This is a genomic window from Maritimibacter sp. DP1N21-5 (genome assembly GCF_019218295.1).
Taxonomy (GTDB): Bacteria; Pseudomonadota; Alphaproteobacteria; order Rhodobacterales; family Rhodobacteraceae; genus Maritimibacter.
In genome coordinates this window covers 170,885-192,260 of the sequence record NZ_JAHUZF010000007.1, presented here as the reverse complement: position 1 = coordinate 192,260, position 21,376 = coordinate 170,885, and the positions used below count along the sequence as shown (strand labels likewise).

Below are 21,376 nucleotides of genomic sequence, written 5' to 3'. Positions count from 1 at the left end.
AACCGAAAGAACAATCGGCAGCCCCCGTGATCGTCCAGTTTCCCCAAGGCTACCCGGCCAGTCCGGCCTTGACCCCGGACACGCGGTAAAGGAGTCTGCCGCGACAACGAACCAACCGGATAAGAGAATGCCGATTTCCATTACGCCCGTGCTTCTGTGTGGAGGATCGGGCACCCGGCTCTGGCCGCTTTCCCGCAAGAGCTACCCGAAGCAATTCGTGCCACTGACCAGTGAAGAGACCCTGTTTCAGGCCTCCGCGCGCCGGCTGTCAGGCACCCACGGCGACCTGAGCTTTGCCCGCCCGATCATCGTCACCCATTCGGACTTCCGGTTCATCGTCACCGAACAGCTACAGTCGGTCGGCATCGACCCCGGCGCAATCCTGATCGAGCCCGAAGGCCGCAATACTGCGCCCGCCGTGCTTGCCGCCGCGCTTCACGCCCTGACGGGCGACCCGGAGGCGCTGCTGCTGGTCGCGCCCTCCGATCACGTCATTCCCGACGAAGCCGCCTTTCACGCGGCGGTCGAAAAGGGGATCTCGGCGGTCACGTCCGGGGACCTCGTGACATTCGGGATCACGCCAGATCGCCCGGAAACCGGTTATGGCTATCTCGAGCTGTCGGAAAAACCGAACGGATCGGGGGCGGCGGTCAAACTGTCGAGCTTTGCGGAGAAGCCGGATCAGACAACGGCCGAGCGTTTCGTCGCCGCCGGCACGTTCCTTTGGAACGCAGGGATCTTCCTGTTCAAGGCCGCCGACATTGTCGCGGCATTCAAGGCGCATTGTCCAAACCTGATGGCCCCAGTGACCGACGCGCTTGAAGGCGCCGCGGTCGACCTCGGCTTCCTGCGTCTCGACCCGGAGGCCTGGAGTGGGGCCGAGAGCATTTCGATCGACTACGCCGTCATGGAAAAGGCAGACAACCTGTCCGTCGTTCCGCTCGGAACGCGCTGGTCCGATCTGGGCGGCTGGGACGCGGTCTGGCGCGAGGCCGGGCCGGATGTGAACGGCGTGGTCCAGTCGGCATCGACGACCGCCATCGACTGCAAGGACACGCTTCTACGCGCCGACAGCGAACGGCTCGAGGTGGTCGGCATCGGTCTGGACGGGATCATCGCCGTGGCGATGAACGACGCCGTTCTGGTCGCATCCAAGGACCGCGCGCAGGACGTCAAGCTCGCGGTCGATGCGCTGAAGGCAAAAGGGACCGATCAGGCGACGCAGTTTCCCAAGGATCACAGGCCCTGGGGCTGGTTCGAAAGCCTCGCCGTCGGGTCACGGTTTCAGGTGAAGCGGATCATGGTCCACCCCGGCGCATCCCTGTCCTTGCAAAGCCACGTGCATCGTTCGGAACACTGGATCGTGGTCGAAGGCACGGCGAAGGTCACCGTGGACGGCAAGGTTCAACTCGTTACCGAGAACCAGTCGGTCTATGTTCCGCTGGGGTCCGTGCACCGCATGGAGAACCCGGGCAAGGTGCCCATGGTCCTGATCGAGGTGCAGACCGGGGCCTATGTCGGCGAGGACGACATCGTGCGCTATGAAGATGTCTACGCCCGCGGACAGGGGGCGAAGGGTTAGGGTCTTTTCCTAGAGCATGTCCCGCATCATCGCCACCAGCGGAATGTCCGCAGGTGGCATGGGATAATCCCGCATGTCGGCAACGCGGACCCATTTCAGGGTCTGGCCTTCTTTGGGGTGCGGGGTGCCTTCCCATTTGCGGCAGACGAAGACCGGCATGAGCAGATGGAAGGACTCATAGGCGTGGGAGGCGAAGGTCAGCGGCGCGAGGCAGGAGTGCCAGGTGTCGATGCCCAGTTCTTCCTTCAGCTCCCGGATCAGGGCGGCTTCGGGCGTTTCGCCCGTTTCGACCTTGCCGCCGGGAAACTCCCAAAGCCCGGCCATGGACTTGCCCTCCGGCCTTTGCGCCAGCAGGACGCGACCGTCGCGGTCTACGAGCGCGACGGCCGAGACGAGAACGACTTTGGTCACGATCGGTAATCCGCGTTGATCTGGATGTAGGCGTGCGTCAGGTCGCAGGTCCAGACGGTGGCTTCGCCGTTGCCCAACCCAAGATCCACGCCGATCACGATGTCCTCGCCGAGCATGTAGTCGGCCCCCTGATCTTCCCGGTAGTCCGGCGACACCCAGCCCTTCTCGGCCACGAGAATGTCGCCGAACCGGATCGACAGCTTGTCGCGATCCGCCGCAGCCCCGGATTTGCCGATGGCGGCGACGATCCGGCCCCAGTTCGGGTCTTCACCAGCGATGGCGGTCTTCACGAGGGGCGAATTGGCGATCGACATCCCGTGTGTCCGGGCGTCCTTTCCGGATTTCGCACCGGTCACACGAATTTCGACGAACTTCGTCGCGCCTTCGCCGTCCCGGATCACCTGATGCGCCAGATCCATCATGACGGAGCGCAGGCCCGCCTCGAAAGCGTCGCAGTCGGGGGGGATTTCGACGCCCGAGGCACCGGTCGCCGCGAGGATGAGCGTATCGGAGGTCGAGGTGTCGGAATCCACCGTGATCGAGTTGAAGGTCTCGTCGATGAGGCCGGAAAGGAACGCCTGAAGCACTTTCCGTTCCACTTTGGCGTCGGTGAAGATGTAGACCAGCATCGTCGCCATGTCCGGCGCGATCATGCCCGACCCCTTGGCGATGCCGGCGATCTTTATCGTGCCGCGCTCGACCTTCACTTCGGCCATAGCGCCCTTCGGGAAGGTGTCAGTCGTCATGATCGCCCGCGCGGCGAATTCGATGCCGGCCGGATCGAGCGCCGCGTTCAGATCGCCGATCTTGGCGGTGATCCGATCGTAGGGAAGGCGTTCGCCAATGACGCCGGTCGAGGCGGTATAGACCCTGTTTTCGGCCACACCGGTGACCTCGGCCACCGTCTTGGAAATCTCGGCCACGGCGTTTTCACCGGAAGACCCGGTGAAGGCATTAGAGTTGCCCGAATTCACGATGATCGCCGCGCCGCCGTCGGAGGCCGAGCCGATCTTGGCCTGGCAATCGAGGACGTTGGCCGACCGGGTGGCCGACCGGGTGAAGACGCCCGCGATGGTCGTGCCCGGATCGCAGAGCGCCATCATCACGTCATAGCGGCCGGGATAGCGCACCCCGGCCTGCACCGCCGCGAAACGAACGCCGTCGATCACGGGGAGTTTGGGAAAGCCGTCCTTGGGGGCAAGGGGGGCGACCTTGTGCTTGTGGTTCTTTGCAACGGCCAGCTCTGCCTTCAGAGCCTTGAGCTCTTTCTTCAGCTTCTTTTTCTTGCCCATGATGGCTTTCCCAGATGACGGTTATTCGAAGATCGACGGATCGGAGAGGACCGAAGGCGGAACGTCCGTCAGTTCAGTGCGCTGGATGTCCGCGCCTTCCATAAGCTCGGCGATCGCGTCTTCCACGGCCGAGGACTGAAGCTCGGCCACGATCTGTTCACGGACTTCATCCAGTGTGGGAGCGCCCTTTTCGCGCACTTCGTTGAGTTTGATCACATGCCAGCCAAACTGGGTCTGGACCGGGTCGGACACGGCGCCCGCATCCATGCCGGAGACGGCGGTTTCGAACTCCGGAACCATCATGCCGGCGGAAAACCAGCCAAGTTCGCCGCCATTGGGGCCGGAAGGCCCGGTCGAGAACTCCTGGGCCAGCGCGGCGAAATCGGCACCTTCTGCCCGAGCCTGCTCTGCGAGATCGGCGGCCTCTTCCTCGGTCTCGACGAGGATATGCGACGCGTTCCATTCGTCCGTCGGCTCGGCGTCGGCATATTGCGCGTCATAGGCGGACTGGATCGCTTCTTCTGTGGCGGCATCCGAGATCACGCTTTCGATCTGCTCGGCGGCGACCAGCATCCGCTTGGTGTTGTCGAGTTCGATCTGCACGCGCTCGGACACATCGTCGATGGCCTGGCTCAGAAGCGTCTGCTGGATGAGCTGGTCGACAAGCCCGGGAAGTAGAACTTCGTCAGGAAGTTGCTGATATTGCTGCGGAAGTTCGCCACGTGCAGCGACGACGTGGCCAAGCGTGATGTCTTCACCGTTCACCGAAGCAATGACCATCGAGGGCGACACGTCGACCGCAGGCGTTTCGGTTTCAGTCGCACCCTGTGCGGTTTCGGCAGCCGGGCTTTCCGCATCCGGCGTCGTGGTGTCCTGTGCCCATGTGGGCAGGGAAAGCGACGCGGACAGGAGCGTAGCCGCGAAAATCGAGGTGCGGGTGGGTATATGGGTCATAAGACCTCCTTGTTTGGGTCCGGCAGGCGCCGAACCTGTGCCGGATTCCCCGGCATCGTTGACTATCCGAGCCCCGGAGCCTACATCGCTAGGGTCCTTTTCGGGGCCATCTTGGTGCCCTTGATATGGGGCCTCGCGTGGCGCGGCAAGAACCCCTGCGAGATCAAGAGAATGTCAGGCGCGGAACGGCGCATCGAGCGGAGAGCACATGCTGGGTTTTGGAACAATCGCCAAGAAGGTCTTTGGCACGCCGAACGATCGCAAGATCAAGGCGACGCGCCCGGTGGTGGAAAAGATCAACGCTCTGGAGGAAGAGTTCAAGGCGCTGTCCGATCAGGGACTGATCGACAAGACCGCCGAGTTCAAGGAGCGGCTCGCGAAGGGCGAGAGCCTTGACGACCTGCTGCCGGAAGCCTTTGCGAACTGCCGCGAAGGCGCACGCCGGGCGCTTGGCCTTCGGGCATTCGACACCCAGCTTATCGGCGGGATTTTCCTGCATCAGGGCAATATCGCCGAGATGAAGACCGGCGAAGGCAAGACGCTCGTCGCGACCTTTCCCGCCTACCTCAACGCCCTCACAGGCAAGGGCGTGCATATCGTCACGGTGAACGATTACCTCGCCAAGCGGGATGCCGACTGGATGTCCAAGGTCTATGCCCATCTCGGGATGACGACCGGGGTCGTCTATCCGCAGCAGCCGGACGCCGAGAAGAAAGGCGCCTATGCCGCCGACATCACCTATGCCACCAACAACGAGCTTGGGTTCGACTATCTCCGCGACAACATGAAGTCGCGGATCGAGGACATGAACCAGCGGCACCATCACTATGCCATCGTCGACGAAGTGGACTCGATCCTCATCGACGAAGCGCGGACGCCGCTGATCATCTCGGGCCCGAGCCAGGACAAGTCGGAGCTTTACGTGGTCATCGACCGGATCATCCCGGAACTGACCGAAGAGCACTTCACGCTCGACGAAAAGGCGCGCTCGGCGACCTTCACCGACGAAGGCAACGACTTCCTCGAAGAGCGTCTTCATCAAGCGGGCATCCTGCCGGAGGGTCAGACGCTTTACGATCCCGAAAGCACGACGGTCGTTCACCACGTGAACCAGGGTCTTCGGGCTCACAAGCTCTTCCAGAAGGACAAGGATTATATCGTTCGCAACAACGAAGTGGTGCTGATCGACGAGTTCACCGGACGCATGATGGCCGGGCGTCGCCTGTCCGACGGTCTGCACCAGGCCATCGAGGCCAAGGAAGGCGTCGCGATCCAGCCCGAGAACGTGACGCTCGCTTCCGTGACGTTCCAGAACTACTTCCGGCTTTACGACAAGCTCGCCGGCATGACCGGGACGGCGCTGACCGAGGCGGAAGAATTCGACGAGATCTACAAGCTGGGCGTGGTCGAAGTGCCGACGAACCGTCCGATTGCCCGCGTGGACGAACACGACGCGGTCTATCGCACCACCGAGGAAAAGTTCGCGGCGATCATCGAAGAGGTGATCAAGGCCAACAAAAAGGGCCAGCCGGTGCTTGTTGGCACGACATCCATCGAGAAATCCGAGGTGCTGGCGAATATCCTGACCAAGGAAGGGATCCCGCACAACGTCCTGAACGCGCGCCAGCACGAACAGGAAGCCAAGATCATTGCGGAAGCCGGTCGTCTGGGCGCCGTGACCATCGCGACGAATATGGCCGGTCGCGGCACCGACATTCAGCTTGGCGGCAACGTCGAAATGAAGGTGCAGGATGCGCTGGATGCCGATCCCGACGCCGACCCCGAGGCGCTGCGCGCGCAGGCGGAAGCCGAGGTTGCGGACGAAAAGGCCAAGGTGCTCGAGGCTGGCGGTCTTTATGTTCTCGCCACCGAACGCCATGAAAGCCGCCGGATCGACAACCAGCTTCGCGGTCGTTCGGGTCGTCAGGGCGATCCGGGGCGCTCGTCCTTCTTCCTTTCGCTCGAGGATGACCTCATGCGGATCTTCGGGTCCGAGCGTCTGGACAAGGTGCTGTCGGGGCTGGGCATGAAGGAAGGCGAGGCGATCATTCACCCTTGGGTGAACAAGTCGCTCGAACGCGCACAGGCCAAGGTCGAAGGCCGCAACTTCGACATCCGCAAGCAGCTTCTCAAGTTCGACGACGTGATGAACGACCAGCGCAAGGTGATCTTCGGCCAGCGGCGCGAGATTATGGAAACCTCGGATCTGTCTGAGGTCGCCCGCGACATGCGTCATCAGGTGATCGAAGACCTCGTGTCCGAACACATGCCGGCCCGGTCCTATGCCGACCAGTGGAACCTGAAAGGTCTCTATGCCAAGAGCATCGAAGTCCTGAACGCAGATCTGCCGATCATCACCTGGGGCGAGGAAGAAGGCGTCGACGATGATGCGATGCGCGAACGGATTGCGGAAGCGACCGACAAGCAGATGGCCGACAAGGCCGAAGCCTTCGGCCCTGAAACCATGCGTTCGATCGAAAAGCAGGTGCTGCTCCAGACCATCGACGCGAAATGGCGCGAGCATCTCCTGACGCTCGAACACCTGCGGTCCGTGGTGGGGTTCCGGGGCTATGCCCAGCGCGATCCGCTCAATGAGTACAAGTCCGAGGCGTTTCAGCTTTTCGAGGGGATGCTCGACGGTCTGCGCTGCGACGTGACCCAGAAGCTCGGTCAGGTCCGGCCCATGACGGAAGAGGAACGTCAGGCCATGCTGGCGCAAATGCAGCAGCAACAGGCCACAATGGCCGCTGCCGCGGATCAAGCGCATGCCTCCGGCCCGTCCGAACCCGGCGAGCCGCGGGATGGCTTTGACGAAAGCGACCCCTCGACCTGGGGCAATCCGTCACGCAATGACGCCTGCCCCTGCGGTTCGGGCAAGAAGTTCAAGCACTGCCACGGTGCCGTCTAACCGATCTACTGACCCGTGCCTGACACGACGGACGCAGCGGTGCGCAGGATGATCGTCAGATCGAGGAGCAACGATGATCGGCTGACATAGTCGACGTCGAATTGCACCCTTTGCGCATAGCTGACCCGGTTTCGCCCGCTGACCTGCCATAGTCCGGTAATGCCCGGACGGGCAGAGAAATAGGCGTGGCGGAACCGCCCGTAGCGCTCGATCTCTTCGTGCACGACCGGGCGGGGCCCGACGAAGCTCATATCGCCGCGGATCACGTTCCAGATCTGGGGTAATTCGTCGAGGCTGCTGCGGCGAAGGAAGTGGCCGAGCGGGGTAATCCTCGGATCGCGGGCAAGCTTGCGCGTTTCGCGCCACTCCGCCGCGAGGGCAGGATCATTGGCGAGACAAGACGCGAGGCGGGCCTCGGCATCTGGAACCATGGTCCGGATCTTCCAGCAGCGAAACTCCCGGCCACAGCGCCCGATGCGGGGTTGCGAAAAGAAGCCAACGCCCCCGTCACGCCGGGTCAAGGCCCAGAGGATGGCGACGATGGGCAGGACCACGGGCAGCATGAGGCCCGCGAGCAGCAGGTCGAGCGCGCGTTTCCCGACGGTGGAATACAACCCGTAATTGTGAACGATCGGTGGCCCAGTCAGGTGCGACTGGGGTGCCAGATCCGCGTCATGGTATGCGCCACCCGGACGCAATACGTCACCAGACTCCATCTGTGCCTCCACTCAAACCTTACGCCGACCCGCGTTTTCTACCTAAGGTTTAGTGCCTGCTCCTTTGTTGTCAAAGGGTTGTTTCGCTTGTGCTGAAAAGGTCGCAGGCGAACTCACAGTCCGACGGCGGCTTAATTGGACCGCCCGGTTATCCTAAATGTTTGCAGAGGCTCACAAATTCCGACCAGACGGGAATCACCCTGAGGTTGTATTGGCAAGCGCGCTAGAACCCGACTCTCGCTTGAAGAGCGAGCAGGTCTCGCAGGCCGCCGCGAATCACCTGGCATTTCCGAGAATGCCTACGATCGCGACGGGACACCCGATCACAGCATGTAGCGGCTCACGTCCGATTTCTCCAGAAGAGCGCCAAGGTTGGCCTCGACAAAGGCCCGGTCGACCGTGATTTTCTCGCCGGCCTTGTCGGGCGCGGCGAAGGAGAGCTCCTCGAAGACCCGCTCCATGACGGTATAAAGCCGGCGCGCGCCGATGTTTTCCACCGAGGTGTTGACCTCGGCGGCGATGGCGGCAAGCGCAGCGATCCCGTCTTCCGTGAAACCGACCTCGACATTCTCGGTGCCCATGAGCGCGGTATACTGCCGCGTCAGAGCGTTGTCCGTTTCGGTCAGGATGCGCACGAAATCCTCTTCGGTCAGAGCACGCAATTCCACGCGGATCGGCAGCCGCCCCTGAAGCTCCGGCAGAAGGTCGGAGGGTTTCGCGATATGGAACGCGCCTGACGCGATGAAGAGGATATGGTCGGTCTTCACCGGGCCATGTTTCGTGGACACCGTCGTGCCCTCGATCAGTGGCAACAGATCGCGCTGCACGCCTTCACGCGACACATCGCCGCCGCGCACATCTGCGCGGGCGCAGACCTTGTCGATCTCGTCGATGAAAACGATGCCGTTCTGTTCGACGGCCTCGAGCGCGGATTTGTTCACCGCCTCGTCGTCGAGAAGCTTGTCAGCCTCTTCCCCGACGAGCACTTCATAGCTCTCGGCGACGGTCATCTTCTTGCGCACGGTGCGCCCGCCGAAGGCTTTGCCGAACATGTCGGACAGGTTCATCATGCCCATGTTCATGCCGGGCTGGCCGGGAATGTCGAACATCGGCATACCGCCACCGGTGTCCGCGACGTCCAGTTCGATCACCGTGTCGTCCAGCTCGCCCGAGCGGAGCTTGCGCCGGAACATCTCGCGCGTCTGTTCACGCGCCCCGTCACCGGCGACAGCGGAAATGACCCGCTCCTCGGCGTTGTGTTCGGCAGCGGTCTTCACGTCTTCACGCATCCAGTCACGGGTCTGCACGATGGCGCTGTCCACAAGGTCACGAACGATCTGTTCCACGTCGCGCCCGACATAGCCGACCTCGGTGAACTTGGTCGCCTCGACCTTGATGAAGGGCGCGCGGGCGAGTTTGGCCAGGCGACGCGAAATCTCGGTCTTCCCGACACCGGTGGGCCCGATCATCAGGATGTTCTTCGGATAAACCTCATCACGCAGGTCGTCGGACAGCTGCTTGCGCCGCCAGCGGTTGCGCAGGGCGACGGCGACGGCGCGTTTCGCGTCCTTCTGGCCAATGATGAAACGGTCGAGCTCGCTCACGATCTCGCGGGGGGTCAGGTCGGTCATGTCCGCCTCTTATTTCGTGATCTTGTCAACGGTCAGATTGCCGTTGGTGTAAACGCAGATGTCGGCGGCAATGGCCATGGCGGAGCGCGCGACCGTCTCGGCGTCCTTGTCCGTGTCCATCATGGCGCGGGCAGCGGCGAGAGCGAAGTTGCCGCCAGACCCGATCGCAGCCACGTCATGTTCGGGCTCAAGCACATCGCCCGCACCCGTGATGACGAAGAGGTCCGCGCCGTCGGTGACGATCAGCATGGCCTCTAGTTTCTGAAGGTATTTGTCCGTGCGCCAGTCCTTGGCCAGCTCCACGCTCGCACGGGCAAGCTGGCCGGGAGTGGCCTCGAGCTTGGCCTCGAGCCGTTCAAGCAGCGTAAAGGCATCCGCCGTCGATCCCGCGAAGCCCGCCACGATGTCATAGCCACCGGGGGACAGCCGGCGCACCTTGCGCGCGGAGCCCTTGATCACGGTCTGGCCCAGGCTCACCTGCCCGTCGCCCGCGACGACCACTTCGCCACCCTTGCGCACGCCGATGATCGTGGTGCCGTGCCAGCCGGGAAAATCGTTGTCTGCCATAATGCCTCCTTCGGTCGAGGGGATATATGGCCCCCCGTTCTCCCGCCGACAACCACTTCACCTTGGAACGAGCGCCGAGTAGCCTCCCGCCATGGCCGAACCCCGCATCCTGCGCATTTACCTCGATCCCAACATGCTCGCCTCGGCGCGGGCGGGGACCTTTGGCTTCGTGCGCGTGATGACAGAGGCCTTCGAGGCCGAGGGTTTCCGCGTCGAGTTGCGCAAGAACAGCTTTGACGAGCGGATGAAGTCGGGCGCGCGCAACGGCTATTCGATGTTCCTCATGGACGAGCCGTTTCACGAGAAATCGCTGACCATGCGCAAGGCTTACTACTACCCCTTCTGGCGGATCGAGAAGGTGGCCGAGCGGTGGGAGTTTGCGGTGGCCCAACGCGCCTTCGATCCTGCCGAAACAGACCCTGTTCTGGCCAAAAAGTGGTTTGCGGACTGGCGGAAATGGATTTTCCGGAAATTGCCGGAGCGGGCCGAGAAGCTCGGGATGATCTACGTGCCGCTGCAAGGGCGGCTCCTCGATCACCGGTCTTTCCAGACCATGTCGCCCGTCGAGATGATCGGCGCGGTCCAGGCGCAGGCCGGGGACCGGCGCATCCTGCTGGGCCTGCATCCGGGCGAGATCTATTCCGAGGCCGAGATCGCGGCGGTCACCGCGATTGCCGGAGCGGACGCCCGCGTGACGCTGCAAACAGGGGGCATGGACGAGGCGCTGCGCACCTGTGACCTCGTGGCGACGATGAACTCCACCGCCGCGCTGTCAGGCTATTTCTTTGAAAAGCCTGCGGTGCTGTTCGCAAAATCCGATTTCCATCACGTCATGCCGAGTGTCGCGGCCCTGGGCGTGGACGAGGCGTTCCGGCGGGCCGAAACCGATGTGCCGGATTTCGCGGCCTATCTTTTCTGGTTCGTCCAGCTCAATGCGATCAAGGCCGACGCACCCGGTGCTGGCGACGCGATCCTCGCCACCTGCCGGGGCCATGGCTGGGAGTTCTGACCCGGCCTAGTCGATCCACCCGCGCAGGTTCTCGGCCACCACATTCGTCAGCGCCGCGATATGCTCCGCGTCGTCGTTGAGGCAGGGAATATAGGTAAAGCTCGTGCCCCCCGCGTGTTCGAAGGCTTCGCGGATTTCCCCGTCCACCTCCTCCAGCGTTTCGATGCAGTCGGCGGAAAAGGCGGGCGCCATCACGGCGATGCGGCGAATACCCTCTTCCTTGGCCAGCCGGGCGACCTCGACCACGGTGTAGGGCTTGAGCCATTCGTCGCGGCCAAAGATCGACTGGAACGTTGTCACGATCCGCCCCGGCGTCCATCCCAGCCGCTCGGCCAGGAGCCGCGTCGTCTTGTGACACTGGCAATGGTAGGGGTCGCCGGCGGTGAGGTAGCGCATGGGCATCCCGTGATAGGAGCAGATCAGGCGCTCGGGCGCGTCGGCCTCGGTCGGGAAGATGCGCAGGACCGATTGCGCGAGCGCCTCGATATAATCCTCCCGGTCGAAATAGGCGGGCACCGTGCGCACCGAGGGTTGCCAGCGTTCGCCTGCGAGGGCTGTGAAGAACTTGTCGTTCGCGGTGGCGGTCGTGGTCGCGGAATATTGCGGGTAGAGCGGGAAGAAGAGGATCTTCTGGCATCCGGCCTCGACCATCGCCCGGACCTTGGACGCGGTCGAGGGGTTGCCGTAGCGCATACAGAAATCGACCATCACCTGATCCCCGAACAGGCCCTGCAGGCTCTCGGCCATCGCGGTCGTCTGCGCTTTGGTGATCGTCATGAGCGGGCTTTCCCCGGCCTCGTGGTTCCAGATCGACTTGTAGTTCTTGCCGGACGTGAAGGGTCGGAACGACAGGATGATCCCCTGAAGGATTGGCTGCCATTTCCATTTCGGCAGGTCGATGACCCGCGGGTCGGAGAGAAACTCGCTCAGGTAACGGCGCATCGACCAGTAGTCGTAGTTATCCGGCGTCCCGAGATTGGCGAAGAGCACGCCGACTTTGGGCGCGGGAATGGCGGGGTGGTTTTCTGGCTTCAGCATGTCGGTCCCTTGGTGTCCCGGCCTTTACGGCTCTCGCGGCAGTTTGGTTTCATCGGTGCCCAGCGCCTCGGCCAGGCGCGCCGCGGCGGATCCGGGGCGAAGCGGTTTCTGCTGGCTTGCGTGGGGCGCCCATCCGGCGAGGAAGATCATCTCGAAAGTGGCCGCGATGCGACTCTGTTCCGCCGGAAAACTGTCAGCATAGCGGGCGGCAACCTCGGCGAAGTAGGTGCGGGGCGTGAAACCGGCGCGGTTCGTCATGGCGTTCCCCTCGCCCATGGCCCGCAGATCGTGGAGGAGTGCGAAGGCGTCACGGTAGGTCACGGTGCGAGGTGCGGAGTCCGCGGCGGGGAGCGCGAAGCCTGCCCGCTGAAGGAGCGCGCCCAGATCCCGGATTTCACCCATCGGGAGCACGCGGGGTGACAGCCCGCCGGTGCGCGCGACCTCGACTTCGGCCATGACCGCGCGAAGTTCGGCAAGGGTCTGGCCTCCGAACATGACGCCCAGGAAGAACCCGTCCGGCTTCAGAGCGCGGTGGCACTGAATGATCTGACCCACGGGATCGTTCGCCCAATGAAGCGTGAGCCCGTGTATGACGAGGTCATGCGCGCCGGGGGTGAGATCGAGCGTGTCGGTATCCGGCACGATCCTTGCGTCGGGAAAGACCCGCGACCAAACCTCGGGGAATCCGGTCACGACGGCTGGAGACGTAAACGTCCTGTTAACCTCGTTCAGGCGATCCTCGACTTCGAGAGCCGCGGCCTCTTGCAGGAACATGCCCTCCGCGGTGGCGCGGGCGCGAATGCGGTCAAGGCGGTCGGGATCGGTCAGGCGCGTCATGGCGCGAGACCATAGATGGAGGCGCGGAATATGCAATCGCTTGCGGGCCGTGTGGCAGGGTGGTTGATCGACGCGGTTTACCCGGCGCAATGTGCGAGCTGCGGGGAACCCGTGAACGATGACGGCGGGCTTTGCGCGGCCTGCTGGCGCGAGACTCATTTCGTCACGGGCCACGCCTGCGACCTGTGCGGCGCGCCCCTTGTGGGTGAAGGCGACGGCCAGACCGATTGTTGCGACGATTGCCTCACCATCGCGCGGCCTTGGGACCATGGACGAACGGCCCTTCTCTACAAGGGAAACGGGCGCAGGCTCGTCTTGTCCCTCAAGCACGCGGATCGGCCCGACATCGCGATCCCGGCGGCGCGCTGGATCGCCCGTGCCGCCGCTCCGGTCCTGACCGACGAGATGATCATCGTGCCGGTCCCGGCCCATTGGCGGCGCCTGTTGAAACGCCGCTACAACCAGGCCGCGGAACTGGCACGGGCGATGGGCCGGTCGTCCGGCCTGAAGGTCGAGACGCGGGCGCTTGTGCGCGTCAAGGGCGGCGACACGCAGGAAGGCAAGAGCTTCGATCAGCGCTTCGCCTATCTCGAGGGCGCGATCCGACCGCATCCGAAGTTCGGGTCTGCCCTCTCCTCGCGCGACGTGCTCCTTGTGGACGATGTGATGACATCGGGCGCCACGCTGGCCGCAGCGACGGAAGCGGCGCGTTTGGCAGGCGCCAAACAGGTTTGCATCGCCACATTGGCACGGGTGGTCCGGGATGCTTAAGTAGAGGGTAATCCCGAAAGGAACTCTACATGAAGCCTGTCACTATCTACACCACCCAGCTTTGCGGCTTCTGCCACGCCGCGAAACGCCTTCTATCGAAGAAAGGCATCGCCTTCGAGGAAATCGACGTTGCCCATGACCCCGCAAAGCGTCAGGAAATGATGCGAAGAAGCGGACGCCACACCGTTCCCCAGATCTGGATCGGCGAGCACCATGTCGGCGGGTGCGACGATCTTTTCGAACTCGACCGGAACGGCAAGCTCGATCCGATGCTCGCGGCCTGATGAAGGCGGCGCTCGTTCAACTCTGCTCGGGCGAGGACCCCGCACAGAACCTCGTCATCACGCGTCGGTTCGTGCAGGACGCAGCAGACGCCGGGGCAGATCTGATCCTGACGCCGGAGGTCACAAATTGCGTCTCGACCAGCCGGACGCGACAGAACGAGGTTCTGCGCCGGGAGGAAGACGACGAGACGCTTGCGGCCCTGCGAGCTGATGCGGCCCGGCTGGGAAAATGGCTCCTGATCGGCTCGCTCGCGCTCAAGACCGACGATCCTGACGGTCGCTTCGCGAACCGATCCATCCTGATCGATCCGCAGGGGCGGATCGTGGCCCGCTACGACAAGATCCACATGTTCGATGTCGATGTCTCCGAAACGGAAAGCTATCGCGAGAGTGCCGGCTACCGTCCCGGGACCCGCGCCGTTCTGGCGCGCACAGCCTTGGGCGCGATGGGGATGACGGTGTGTTATGACCTTCGCTTTCCCCGCCTCTTCCGGGCTTTGGCACAATCGGGGGCGCAGGTCATCACCGTTCCCTCGGCCTTTTCGACCGGAACCGGACCCGCCCACTGGGAGGTTCTGCTCCGCGCCCGCGCCATTGAAACCGGGTGTTTCATCCTCGCTCCGGCGCAGACGGGCCAGAACACGGCGAAACGCGCGACCCATGGCCACTCTCTCGTCGTTGCGCCTTGGGGCGAGGTGCTTCTGGATGCGGGCACCGAGACGGGTGTCAGCATGGTTGAACTCGACCTGTCCGAGGTAGATAGATCACGCAGACGCATTCCCAGCCTGTCGCACGACCGAGACTTCGAAGGACCCGTATGACCGATTCAACCAACGACTCGCTCTCGGTCGCCCTGTTCAGCGAAATGTTCATGGCAGACCAGCTGGCGCGCACCGCCCTGTCCAAGGCGCTGCCCAAAGGCATGGAGCTGTCGCATTTCTCGGTCCTGAATCACCTCGCGCGGGCTGGCGAGGCAAAAAGCCCGGCCCAGCTTGCCCGCTCGTTCCATGTGACCCGCGGCGCGATGACCAATACCTTGAACAAGCTCGAATGGGCCGGTCATATCCATATCCACCCCGACTGGGACGACGCGCGGCGCAAACAGGTCACGATTTCGCCCGCCGGACGCAAGGCGCGGGACGCCGCGCTTGCCGTGATCACCCCGATCATCGGCGATGTGGTCCGGTCCATCGGACAAGAAAAGGTGCGGGCCGTCCTGCCGGTACTGCGCGAGATGCGCACGAAATTCGATGCTCTGGAATAGCGATACGAAAGGCGATCCGAATGGCGAACCATTTCTACAAGCATGACCTTCCCGACGGACTGTCGCTTGGGCCGGTCGTGGCCATCGACTGCGAAACCATGGGCCTCAACCCGCACCGCGACCGGCTTTGCGTCGTCCAGATGTCGGGTGGCGACGGTCACGCCCATGTCGTCCAGATCGAAAAGGGCCAGACCGAGGCGCCCAACATCGCGAAGATGCTCGCGGACCCCGACACGCTGAAGCTTTTCCATTACGGTCGCTTCGATATCGCGGCGCTGCTCAATGCCTTCGGCGTGCTGGCCGCACCCGTCTACTGCACCAAGATCGGCTCGAAATTGGTGCGCACCTATACCGACCGGCACGGGTTGAAGAACCTTTGCGAGGAGCTTCTGCGAATCGACATTTCCAAGATGCAACAGCAATCCGACTGGGGTGCCGCGGAACTCACCGAGGCCCAGCTCGATTACGCTGCGTCAGATGTGCTTTACCTGCACCGGCTTCGCGAGAAGCTGGATGCGCGGCTCGCACGCGAAGGCCGCAGCGAGGTGGCGCAGGCCTGCTTCGACTTCCTTCCGACACGGGCCAGGCTCGATCTGGCCGGATGGCCGGAGATCGACATTTTCGCTCATTAGGCCCGCGACGGTGCCGAGAATTGACAACGCAAGATTTCAAGCGCTGAATGATGGGGATGCACGACGCTGCGCAAACCCCTACATGCCGCGCCAAATTGGATGCCGCATGGGCCAGATCCGAACCCCTCGGATCGCGTGACTTCCATAGACCAATGAAATCTCACGTCTATTCGGGCGCACGCCTGCATCTTGTCTGAACCCCTCCCAACGAAGAAGGAGCCATCCATGCAATATCTGATCAGCGGCAAACAAATCGACATCGGCGATGCGTTGCAGGTCCATGTGAAGGACGAGCTTGGGAGTGTGGTGCAGAAATATGCAGAGCGTCCGACCGATGCGCAGGTCACGTTTTCCAAGGTCGCGCATGAGTTCGTCTGCGAAACGGTCGTGCACCTGTCCACCGGGCTCACCGCGCAGGCAAAGGGCCATGCGACCGAAATCTATGCCGCTTTCGATCAATGCGCGGAGAAGATGGAGAAGCAGTTGCGCCGTTACAAGCGTCGCCTGAAGAACCATCACCAGTCCAGACTCGATCCGGTTGAAGTTTTCGGCGGTTCCTCGTATATCCTCGCCTCGGAAGATGGGGCCGACGGACCCGATACCGACAGCATGGACCCGATGATCATCGCAGAGATGGAAACACGGATCCCGTCGCTCTCGGTCGGCGAAGCGGTGATGCAGATGGAACTGGCGCATGCGCCGGTGCTCGTGTTCCGCAACGAAAAATCGAATGGCGTGAACGTCGTTTACCGCCGCGAAGACGGAAACATTGGTTGGATTGATCCCGGCACGGCCTGACAGAGGCATCGAGCAATGGCCGGGTGAACAGTGGGACTTATGCAGCTATCCAGTATCCTTCGGCCCGCCGCCGTGAAGGTGGTCGCGAACGTTTCAAGCAAGAAACGTCTGTTTCAGGATCTCGGCGACATCGTCGCCGGGACCTATGGGCTTGATGCGTCGGCTGCCTTCGCCGCCTTGCAGGAACGGGAGAACCTTGGTCCGACGGGCGTCGGCCACGGCATCGCGCTTCCGCACGCCCGGATGCCCGGCCTCGATCATGTTGTCGGTGCCTTTCTTCGTATCGAGAAACCGGTGGACTTCGACAGCGTCGACTGGCAGCCGGTGGACCTCGTCTTCGCGCTCTTCGCGCCGGACGGGTCCGGGGTGGAGCACCTGAAGGCGCTCGCGCTGGTGTCGCGCACCATGCGCGATCCGGGCGTCATGGCCAAGCTGCGGGCGAACACCGATCCGGAAACGCTCCATACGATCCTGACCGACGATCAGGCGACGCGCGCCGCCTGATCGCCCCGGGCGATTACCTTATCCTCGCATCTTCCGGTCCCATCGCGGGAAGCCAAAGGCCATGTAGTCGCGGGCATAGGCCGTGCGCACGGCGCGCTCGACGTCCTCGTCATAGATAGCCGAGAGCGCAAAGGGGCCTTCTTCGCTCCGCGGGGCCATGTCGCAGGGCTCCACCCCAATCTCCATGGATATGAGCGCGAGCCCTTCTTCGATCCGATCCGCCCTCAGAAGGTGATCCGGCGCGACGAATTCCGAAAACCCGCGCACGATGTTGTCCTGCGTCGCCCAGGCGAGTTCCACGGGATGCGCGGTCTGCCCGTTCAGGCTCCCGGTCACGAACTGGAGAAAGCCGAGAAACGCGTGCCGATGCTGAACGACGTCATAACCTTCACCAACCGGAGTGTGCCACGGCATGGGGAGTTTGTATTTCTCGATCAGCCCATGGCGGAGTGGCCAGATCGTGCGGGGCGTTTCGTTGAGCACATAGTCGCAGAAAACCCGATGCGCGCGTTCAACGGGGTGCCGGATGACCGTGAAGCTGCGGTGCCCCTTGTTGTGGTTCTTCCACTGCCGCAGTTCCTTTTGCGTGAAACCCGCGCCAAGCGCTTCGGGGTCGACCTGATCCAGCGCGGCGAGCCAGTTCCGCACGTCGTCGTCCAGCGCACCGGGGATCGGCATGAAACAGAGCGGCGATTTCGCGGCGGTCACGTAGCTCGGGACCGAGGCACCACGGGGCGGCTCGAAATTCGGGAGCGAGCCAAGGTCATAGCGGTCGATGTCGTTGACGGTCGCTTCGATCGCCTCGAAGTTCCGGACCTTGTCGGCAAGCTGTTCCGGGTTCTGTTTCTTGAACTTGTCCGAAAACTTCGGAAGCTCGGTCGTTTCGCCTAGAAAGCGGGCGAGCCCGTTGATGACGCGCAGGTCCTGAATGTCGTCGTAGTCGATGTAGAACCCGGCCTGCCCCGTGACCTGAAGCCGCCGCGCGATCTCGCGCTGGCGGTCCTTCACCCGGAAATACATGTGCTTGAAGTCCTTCGGATCGAACTTCACCTTCCATTTCTTGGCGTCGGTGTGGTCATTCAACTGCCATTGCTTTGTCGACCAGGCGATCCGCTGGCTCACCCAGGCATCCACGAGATTACGGTTGAGGATGACCTTGCCGCAGCGCGGGTCGTTCATCACGTGATCGAAGACGCGCGGGTCGTGGTCGTTGAACAGCCGAAAGCCGGGGATACCTTCGGTGTTCGCCTTCATCGCGTCGATCAGACGCAGCGGATCGGCATCCCGCGCGGCGAGGGTAATGCCGAAGAGATCGGTCTTCTCGGGGTCGACGATCAGGTATGGATTGAAGGCCTCCCCATAGCACTGGAGGCCCGGAAACTCGTTGAGGTTGGATTCGAGGAAATTCGAACCCGTCCGCATTTCCGCGAGTATGACGAAATAGTCGAAAGGCCGGGACATCACTTTACCAGATAGGGTTTGCCGGGTTTGCGCCGCTCGGACTTGATCGGGGTACCGACCGGGAAATCTCCCATGAGATGCGGCTGCATGCCCTGGTTCTTGAGGTTCTGCAGGAACTGGCCGAAGCCTTCGAGCGATTTCATGCGAGGCGCTTCGGTCAGACGGCTGGCCTGACGGGCGCCGATTTCGTCAATCACGGTCTGGAGCGGCTCCATCGGGTTCTCAATGAAGTCGGCGAGCGTCCAGATCCGCACACGCGCCTTGGTCCAGACCGATTGAAGGATTTCAAGATGCTCGGCCTCGGTGCGCTGCAACTTCGCGGCTTCGCGCCGGATGTCCGAGAAATTGGCATTGGAGTAGAACAGCGGCACGGCCCATGCACCAGAGATCACGCTGATCTGGGCGTTCGGGTCCTTGGCCACGTCCCAAGAGATATCCTGATTGTCACGCGGCCCGAACATGAAGGCCTGCCGTTCGCCCCGCGTGTTCCAGATGACATTGGTAAGGAACGCGCGCGGATTGTAGTCTCGCAGATCGGCGCTGTCGGTCAGGGCGCCGGCAAATACCGTCTGTTTGCCACCGTATTCGACCCGCTCAGGCGCATAGAGATGCCCGTGGACCCGGCAATCGGTGACCCGCGACAGCCAGTCCTCGAAATCCTCGAAGAGTTCGGCAAAACCTTCGAAGATGGAGTAGTTGGACGAGGTCAGTCCATTTTCCCAGTTCTCGTTGGGAAACCGCGACTGCATGTAAAGTCCGCGCCGACCCTTGGTGCGGCGCTCGACCGCCTTCGAGAAAATTCGGTCGATCTTGGACGGGTTCGGCTCGGCCCCGGTGAAGATCGATGCATCATCCGACAGGAACCCGGCGTAGAGTTTTTCCGCATGGGGCCAGATCTTGCGGGCGACGAAGCAGTCGGACCGGCGAAGAAGCTGCATGTGATCGTCGTAGAAAATGTGCGGCTTGCCCTGAAAATCGAACTTGGAGAGCGTCAGCGACCGGCTTTCGATGTTGGTGGAATAGAGCCGCACCAGGGTCTGAAAATAGCTTTCGTCCGGAATCCAGACCTTCTTGAAATAGCGGTCATAGGTGGCGCGGTCCGGGTCTTCGAGAATGGCGGTCAGGGTCTGGCGGGTAAGGCACCACCACTGGCTGCCCAGATGGGGCACGAGCCCATCGGGGATGCGCCGCTTGAAGCCGATCCGGCGTTGAAACTTCACATACCAGTCGAAGGCGCGCCGACGGTTCTTCCAGGAGAACGGGAACCGCAGCACGAAGCGTTCGATATCGAGGCCGCCGACGGTCCATGGAACGTCCTCGGTCGTCACGCTTTCGATGAAATTCGTCATAGGCCGCTCGGCGAGATAATCCCTCAGCTCCTGTATCGGTCGCAACGGCAGGCAGGACCCGGAGGCGAGAAAGACATGCCGGACCTCGGGGAAATCCTTGAGCACCATCTCGGTCGCCGCCTGCGATGCCTCGACCAGGGACCAGGTGCCCCACTCGCAGCTGTAGCGTCGGCAGAAGCGCACGTTCTTCAGGTCGGAAAGGCTTGCCACGAATTCGGCATGCTTTCGCCGCGCGACCTTCTTGTCGACGTGGATGACAACGGGGCAATCGTTGCGGGCGAGATGCCGGGCAACCTGTGCCGCGCGGTTCAGCGAGGTGTGGACCAGCATGGCAAAGCCGACGCTCATGCCCAGTTCCCCTTGGACATGATCCCGAGAATCTCGAGCTGGCGCCAGTTGATGTACTTCTCGGACCACTTGCACCACAGGTCGGGATCGTCGGAAAGGCGGTTGGCATAGGCCTTGTATTCATGGCTCGCCGCGTAATGCTGCTTGCGGTCCAGTTCTTCGGCCGCCTTCGCTGCGAAAGTGTCCAGAAACTTCGCGTGGAGCAGACAGCCAGAGGCCTTTTCTCCGCCCCATTCGTCATAAACGAGATTCAGACCGCGCGGCAGAAGGCTGTGGGTCGAGGACACATAGGTATAGCCGCGCGACCATTTCACGAGCGGGATCTTGTTCAAGGCTGGTGCCCGAGCCGGTGTGTCGGGAAAGAACATGCGCGCCCGGGGACCGCCCTGAATCCAGAGGTTCCCGAATTTCTTGTTCTTCTCGATCATGTAGTTGCCGGAGTCGAACCAGTTGGCGATCTCGAAGGGGTCCTGACCGGCGGAATAGGGCTGCCCGCCCATCGGGCCCTTCGGATACATGTCCAGAAGCATGGCCCCAAAGCTCTTGATCGAAGAGGCATCAAGCCAGTCGGTGAGGGCACGCAGCTTGCGTGTGTCGCAGAAGGGATAGACGAGAAATTCGTCGGGATCGACGGTCAGGCACCAATGTCCATGCGCATGACGCCGCAGGAGCCAATTGATCCAGTCCATCCCGAACCGCGCCCGCTTGTAGCTCGCCGTCGTGCTCCAGAGCGAGACATCGGGCTGTTCGGCGAGGTATTCGCGGGTGCCGTCATCGCTGCCATTGTCGACGAAAAAGAAATGCGCGACGCCCATGTCGCGGTAGTAGCGCAGGAAATAGGGCAGTCGGACCTTTTCGTTCCGCAGGGTGCAGAAAACGAGGATGTCGCGCGGCCTGATTGTTTCCGTGCGGTCGACAACCGATCGAAGCTCCCGGCGCTTGCGAAACGCCCGGATGCGCCACCGCTTTCGCAGCAGCCGGAGCCGGTATGTCCGCACAATGCCCAATAACGCCTCTTCT

21 protein-coding genes are annotated in these 21,376 nt (G+C 62.5%); 10 read left to right on the top strand and 11 right to left on the bottom strand.

All coding sequences use genetic code 11. The annotated features are described in order from the left end of the window. The first annotated feature begins 127 nt into the window (after window positions 1–127). Complete coding sequence (locus tag KJP29_RS18935) at window positions 128–1,582, top strand: mannose-1-phosphate guanylyltransferase/mannose-6-phosphate isomerase (protein ID WP_218465193.1); 1,455 nt, start codon at window positions 128–130, stop codon at window positions 1,580–1,582. A 9-nt stretch (window positions 1,583–1,591) separates the two neighbouring features. Here KJP29_RS18935 and mutT read toward each other — a convergent pair whose 3' ends face one another. The 3 genes from mutT to KJP29_RS18920 are packed head-to-tail and all read right to left on the bottom strand — an operon-like array spanning window position 1,592 to window position 4,239. Further along, window positions 1,592–1,993: an 8-oxo-dGTP diphosphatase MutT gene (gene mutT, locus KJP29_RS18930; RefSeq protein ID WP_218465192.1), complete on the bottom strand. Its 402-nt coding sequence runs from the start codon at window positions 1,991–1,993 to the stop codon at window positions 1,592–1,594. Then, a complete protein-coding gene (gene argJ, locus KJP29_RS18925; RefSeq protein ID WP_218465191.1) occupies window positions 1,990–3,285 on the bottom strand; it encodes a bifunctional glutamate N-acetyltransferase/amino-acid acetyltransferase ArgJ in 1,296 nt (431 codons plus the stop codon). The genes mutT and argJ overlap by 4 nt, the downstream gene beginning before the upstream one ends. A gap of 21 nt (window positions 3,286–3,306) precedes the next feature. After that, complete coding sequence (locus KJP29_RS18920) at window positions 3,307–4,239, bottom strand: peptidylprolyl isomerase (protein ID WP_218465190.1); 933 nt, start codon at window positions 4,237–4,239, stop codon at window positions 3,307–3,309. Window positions 4,240–4,447: 208 nt separating this feature from the next. On the opposite strand from KJP29_RS18920, the gene secA reads away from it, so the two are divergent. Then, entirely contained in the window at window positions 4,448–7,147 is a 2,700-nt protein-coding gene (gene secA, locus KJP29_RS18915; protein WP_218465189.1) for a preprotein translocase subunit SecA, read from the top strand. A 5-nt stretch (window positions 7,148–7,152) separates the two neighbouring features. Here the strand turns inward: secA and KJP29_RS18910 are convergent, their stop codons facing one another. The 3 genes from KJP29_RS18910 to hslV form a co-directional block, all read right to left on the bottom strand. Then, window positions 7,153–7,863, bottom strand: coding sequence for a sugar transferase (locus tag KJP29_RS18910; protein WP_218465188.1), 711 nt, complete (start codon window positions 7,861–7,863; stop codon window positions 7,153–7,155). A gap of 323 nt (window positions 7,864–8,186) precedes the next feature. After that, on the bottom strand, window positions 8,187–9,494 hold the full coding sequence (hslU, locus tag KJP29_RS18905; protein WP_218465187.1) for an ATP-dependent protease ATPase subunit HslU: 1,308 nt from the start codon (window positions 9,492–9,494) through the stop codon (window positions 8,187–8,189). 9 nt (window positions 9,495–9,503) lie between these two features. Beyond that, the gene (hslV, locus tag KJP29_RS18900) at window positions 9,504–10,061 is read right to left on the bottom strand and encodes an ATP-dependent protease subunit HslV (protein ID WP_218465186.1); all 558 of its coding nucleotides are present in this window, start codon (window positions 10,059–10,061) and stop codon (window positions 9,504–9,506) included. A gap of 91 nt (window positions 10,062–10,152) precedes the next feature. Here hslV and KJP29_RS18895 point away from each other — a divergent pair, with 91 nt between their 5' ends. Then, complete coding sequence (locus KJP29_RS18895; protein WP_218465185.1) at window positions 10,153–11,070, top strand: hypothetical protein; 918 nt, start codon at window positions 10,153–10,155, stop codon at window positions 11,068–11,070. 6 nt (window positions 11,071–11,076) lie between these two features. Here KJP29_RS18895 and hemH read toward each other — a convergent pair whose 3' ends face one another. Next, window positions 11,077–12,108: a ferrochelatase gene (gene hemH, locus KJP29_RS18890; protein WP_218465184.1), complete on the bottom strand. Its 1,032-nt coding sequence runs from the start codon at window positions 12,106–12,108 to the stop codon at window positions 11,077–11,079. Between the two features lie 24 nt (window positions 12,109–12,132). Further along, window positions 12,133–12,945, bottom strand: a complete 813-nt coding sequence (locus KJP29_RS18885; RefSeq protein WP_218465183.1) for a methyltransferase domain-containing protein — start codon at window positions 12,943–12,945, stop codon at window positions 12,133–12,135. A 30-nt stretch (window positions 12,946–12,975) separates the two neighbouring features. Here KJP29_RS18885 and KJP29_RS18880 point away from each other — a divergent pair, with 30 nt between their 5' ends. The 7 genes from KJP29_RS18880 to KJP29_RS18850 all read left to right on the top strand — a co-directional run bounded on the left by KJP29_RS18880 (window position 12,976) and on the right by KJP29_RS18850 (window position 17,198). Beyond that, window positions 12,976–13,716: a ComF family protein gene (locus KJP29_RS18880; protein WP_218465182.1), complete on the top strand. Its 741-nt coding sequence runs from the start codon at window positions 12,976–12,978 to the stop codon at window positions 13,714–13,716. A gap of 29 nt (window positions 13,717–13,745) precedes the next feature. Then, window positions 13,746–14,000 (top strand): glutaredoxin 3, encoded by a 255-nt coding sequence (grxC, locus tag KJP29_RS18875; RefSeq protein WP_218465181.1) that lies wholly within the window; start codon window positions 13,746–13,748, stop codon window positions 13,998–14,000. Then, window positions 14,000–14,821, top strand: coding sequence for a carbon-nitrogen hydrolase family protein (locus tag KJP29_RS18870; RefSeq protein WP_218465180.1), 822 nt, complete (start codon window positions 14,000–14,002; stop codon window positions 14,819–14,821). The genes grxC and KJP29_RS18870 overlap by 1 nt, the downstream gene beginning before the upstream one ends. After that, window positions 14,818–15,264, top strand: coding sequence for a MarR family winged helix-turn-helix transcriptional regulator (locus KJP29_RS18865; protein WP_218465179.1), 447 nt, complete (start codon window positions 14,818–14,820; stop codon window positions 15,262–15,264). The genes KJP29_RS18870 and KJP29_RS18865 overlap by 4 nt, the downstream gene beginning before the upstream one ends. 20 nt (window positions 15,265–15,284) lie before the next feature. Beyond that, window positions 15,285–15,896 carry a ribonuclease D gene (locus KJP29_RS18860; protein ID WP_218465178.1) on the top strand — a complete coding sequence of 204 codons (612 nt, stop codon included), beginning with the start codon at window positions 15,285–15,287 and terminating at the stop codon, window positions 15,894–15,896. Between the two features lie 225 nt (window positions 15,897–16,121). Next, window positions 16,122–16,694, top strand: a complete 573-nt coding sequence (hpf, locus tag KJP29_RS18855; RefSeq protein ID WP_218465177.1) for a ribosome hibernation-promoting factor, HPF/YfiA family — start codon at window positions 16,122–16,124, stop codon at window positions 16,692–16,694. Between the two features lie 39 nt (window positions 16,695–16,733). After that, window positions 16,734–17,198, top strand: coding sequence for a PTS sugar transporter subunit IIA (locus tag KJP29_RS18850; protein WP_218465176.1), 465 nt, complete (start codon window positions 16,734–16,736; stop codon window positions 17,196–17,198). Between the two features lie 18 nt (window positions 17,199–17,216). Here KJP29_RS18850 and KJP29_RS18845 read toward each other — a convergent pair whose 3' ends face one another. The 3 genes from KJP29_RS18845 to KJP29_RS18835 are packed head-to-tail and all read right to left on the bottom strand — an operon-like array spanning window position 17,217 to window position 21,363. After that, window positions 17,217–18,659 carry a nodulation protein NodH gene (locus KJP29_RS18845; RefSeq protein ID WP_218465175.1) on the bottom strand — a complete coding sequence of 481 codons (1,443 nt, stop codon included), beginning with the start codon at window positions 18,657–18,659 and terminating at the stop codon, window positions 17,217–17,219. After that, window positions 18,659–20,356 carry a beta-1,6-N-acetylglucosaminyltransferase gene (locus tag KJP29_RS18840; protein ID WP_218465174.1) on the bottom strand — a complete coding sequence of 566 codons (1,698 nt, stop codon included), beginning with the start codon at window positions 20,354–20,356 and terminating at the stop codon, window positions 18,659–18,661. The genes KJP29_RS18845 and KJP29_RS18840 overlap by 1 nt, the downstream gene beginning before the upstream one ends. Next, window positions 20,353–21,363 carry a glycosyltransferase family 2 protein gene (locus tag KJP29_RS18835; protein WP_218465173.1) on the bottom strand — a complete coding sequence of 337 codons (1,011 nt, stop codon included), beginning with the start codon at window positions 21,361–21,363 and terminating at the stop codon, window positions 20,353–20,355. Before KJP29_RS18835 ends, KJP29_RS18840 begins: the two co-directional genes overlap by 4 nt. Window positions 21,364–21,376 lie beyond the last annotated feature (13 nt).

Excerpts from the sequence above, each read along its gene's own strand:
- KJP29_RS18845 (WP_218465175.1), bottom strand. The coding sequence starts at position 18,659 with ATGTCCCGGCCTTTCGACTATTTCGTCATACTCGCGGAAATGCGGACG.
- hemH (WP_218465184.1), bottom strand. The coding sequence starts at position 12,108 with ATGCTGAAGCCAGAAAACCACCCCGCCATTCCCGCGCCCAAAGTCGGC.
- KJP29_RS18865 (WP_218465179.1), top strand. The coding sequence starts at position 14,818 with ATGACCGATTCAACCAACGACTCGCTCTCGGTCGCCCTGTTCAGCGAA.
- KJP29_RS18910 (WP_218465188.1), bottom strand. The coding sequence starts at position 7,863 with ATGGAGTCTGGTGACGTATTGCGTCCGGGTGGCGCATACCATGACGCG.
- KJP29_RS18870 (WP_218465180.1), top strand. The coding sequence starts at position 14,000 with ATGAAGGCGGCGCTCGTTCAACTCTGCTCGGGCGAGGACCCCGCACAG.
- hslU (WP_218465187.1), bottom strand. The coding sequence starts at position 9,494 with ATGACCGACCTGACCCCCCGCGAGATCGTGAGCGAGCTCGACCGTTTC.
- KJP29_RS18885 (WP_218465183.1), bottom strand. The coding sequence starts at position 12,945 with ATGACGCGCCTGACCGATCCCGACCGCCTTGACCGCATTCGCGCCCGC.
- KJP29_RS18850 (WP_218465176.1), top strand. The coding sequence starts at position 16,734 with ATGCAGCTATCCAGTATCCTTCGGCCCGCCGCCGTGAAGGTGGTCGCG.
- secA (WP_218465189.1), top strand. The coding sequence starts at position 4,448 with ATGCTGGGTTTTGGAACAATCGCCAAGAAGGTCTTTGGCACGCCGAAC.
- hpf (WP_218465177.1), top strand. The coding sequence starts at position 16,122 with ATGCAATATCTGATCAGCGGCAAACAAATCGACATCGGCGATGCGTTG.
- KJP29_RS18895 (WP_218465185.1), top strand. The coding sequence starts at position 10,153 with ATGGCCGAACCCCGCATCCTGCGCATTTACCTCGATCCCAACATGCTC.
- KJP29_RS18920 (WP_218465190.1), bottom strand. The coding sequence starts at position 4,239 with ATGACCCATATACCCACCCGCACCTCGATTTTCGCGGCTACGCTCCTG.
- KJP29_RS18860 (WP_218465178.1), top strand. The coding sequence starts at position 15,285 with ATGGCGAACCATTTCTACAAGCATGACCTTCCCGACGGACTGTCGCTT.
- KJP29_RS18880 (WP_218465182.1), top strand. The coding sequence starts at position 12,976 with ATGCAATCGCTTGCGGGCCGTGTGGCAGGGTGGTTGATCGACGCGGTT.
- argJ (WP_218465191.1), bottom strand. The coding sequence starts at position 3,285 with ATGGGCAAGAAAAAGAAGCTGAAGAAAGAGCTCAAGGCTCTGAAGGCA.
- hslV (WP_218465186.1), bottom strand. The coding sequence starts at position 10,061 with ATGGCAGACAACGATTTTCCCGGCTGGCACGGCACCACGATCATCGGC.
- KJP29_RS18935 (WP_218465193.1), top strand. The coding sequence starts at position 128 with ATGCCGATTTCCATTACGCCCGTGCTTCTGTGTGGAGGATCGGGCACC.
- KJP29_RS18840 (WP_218465174.1), bottom strand. The coding sequence starts at position 20,356 with ATGAGCGTCGGCTTTGCCATGCTGGTCCACACCTCGCTGAACCGCGCG.
- grxC (WP_218465181.1), top strand. The coding sequence starts at position 13,746 with ATGAAGCCTGTCACTATCTACACCACCCAGCTTTGCGGCTTCTGCCAC.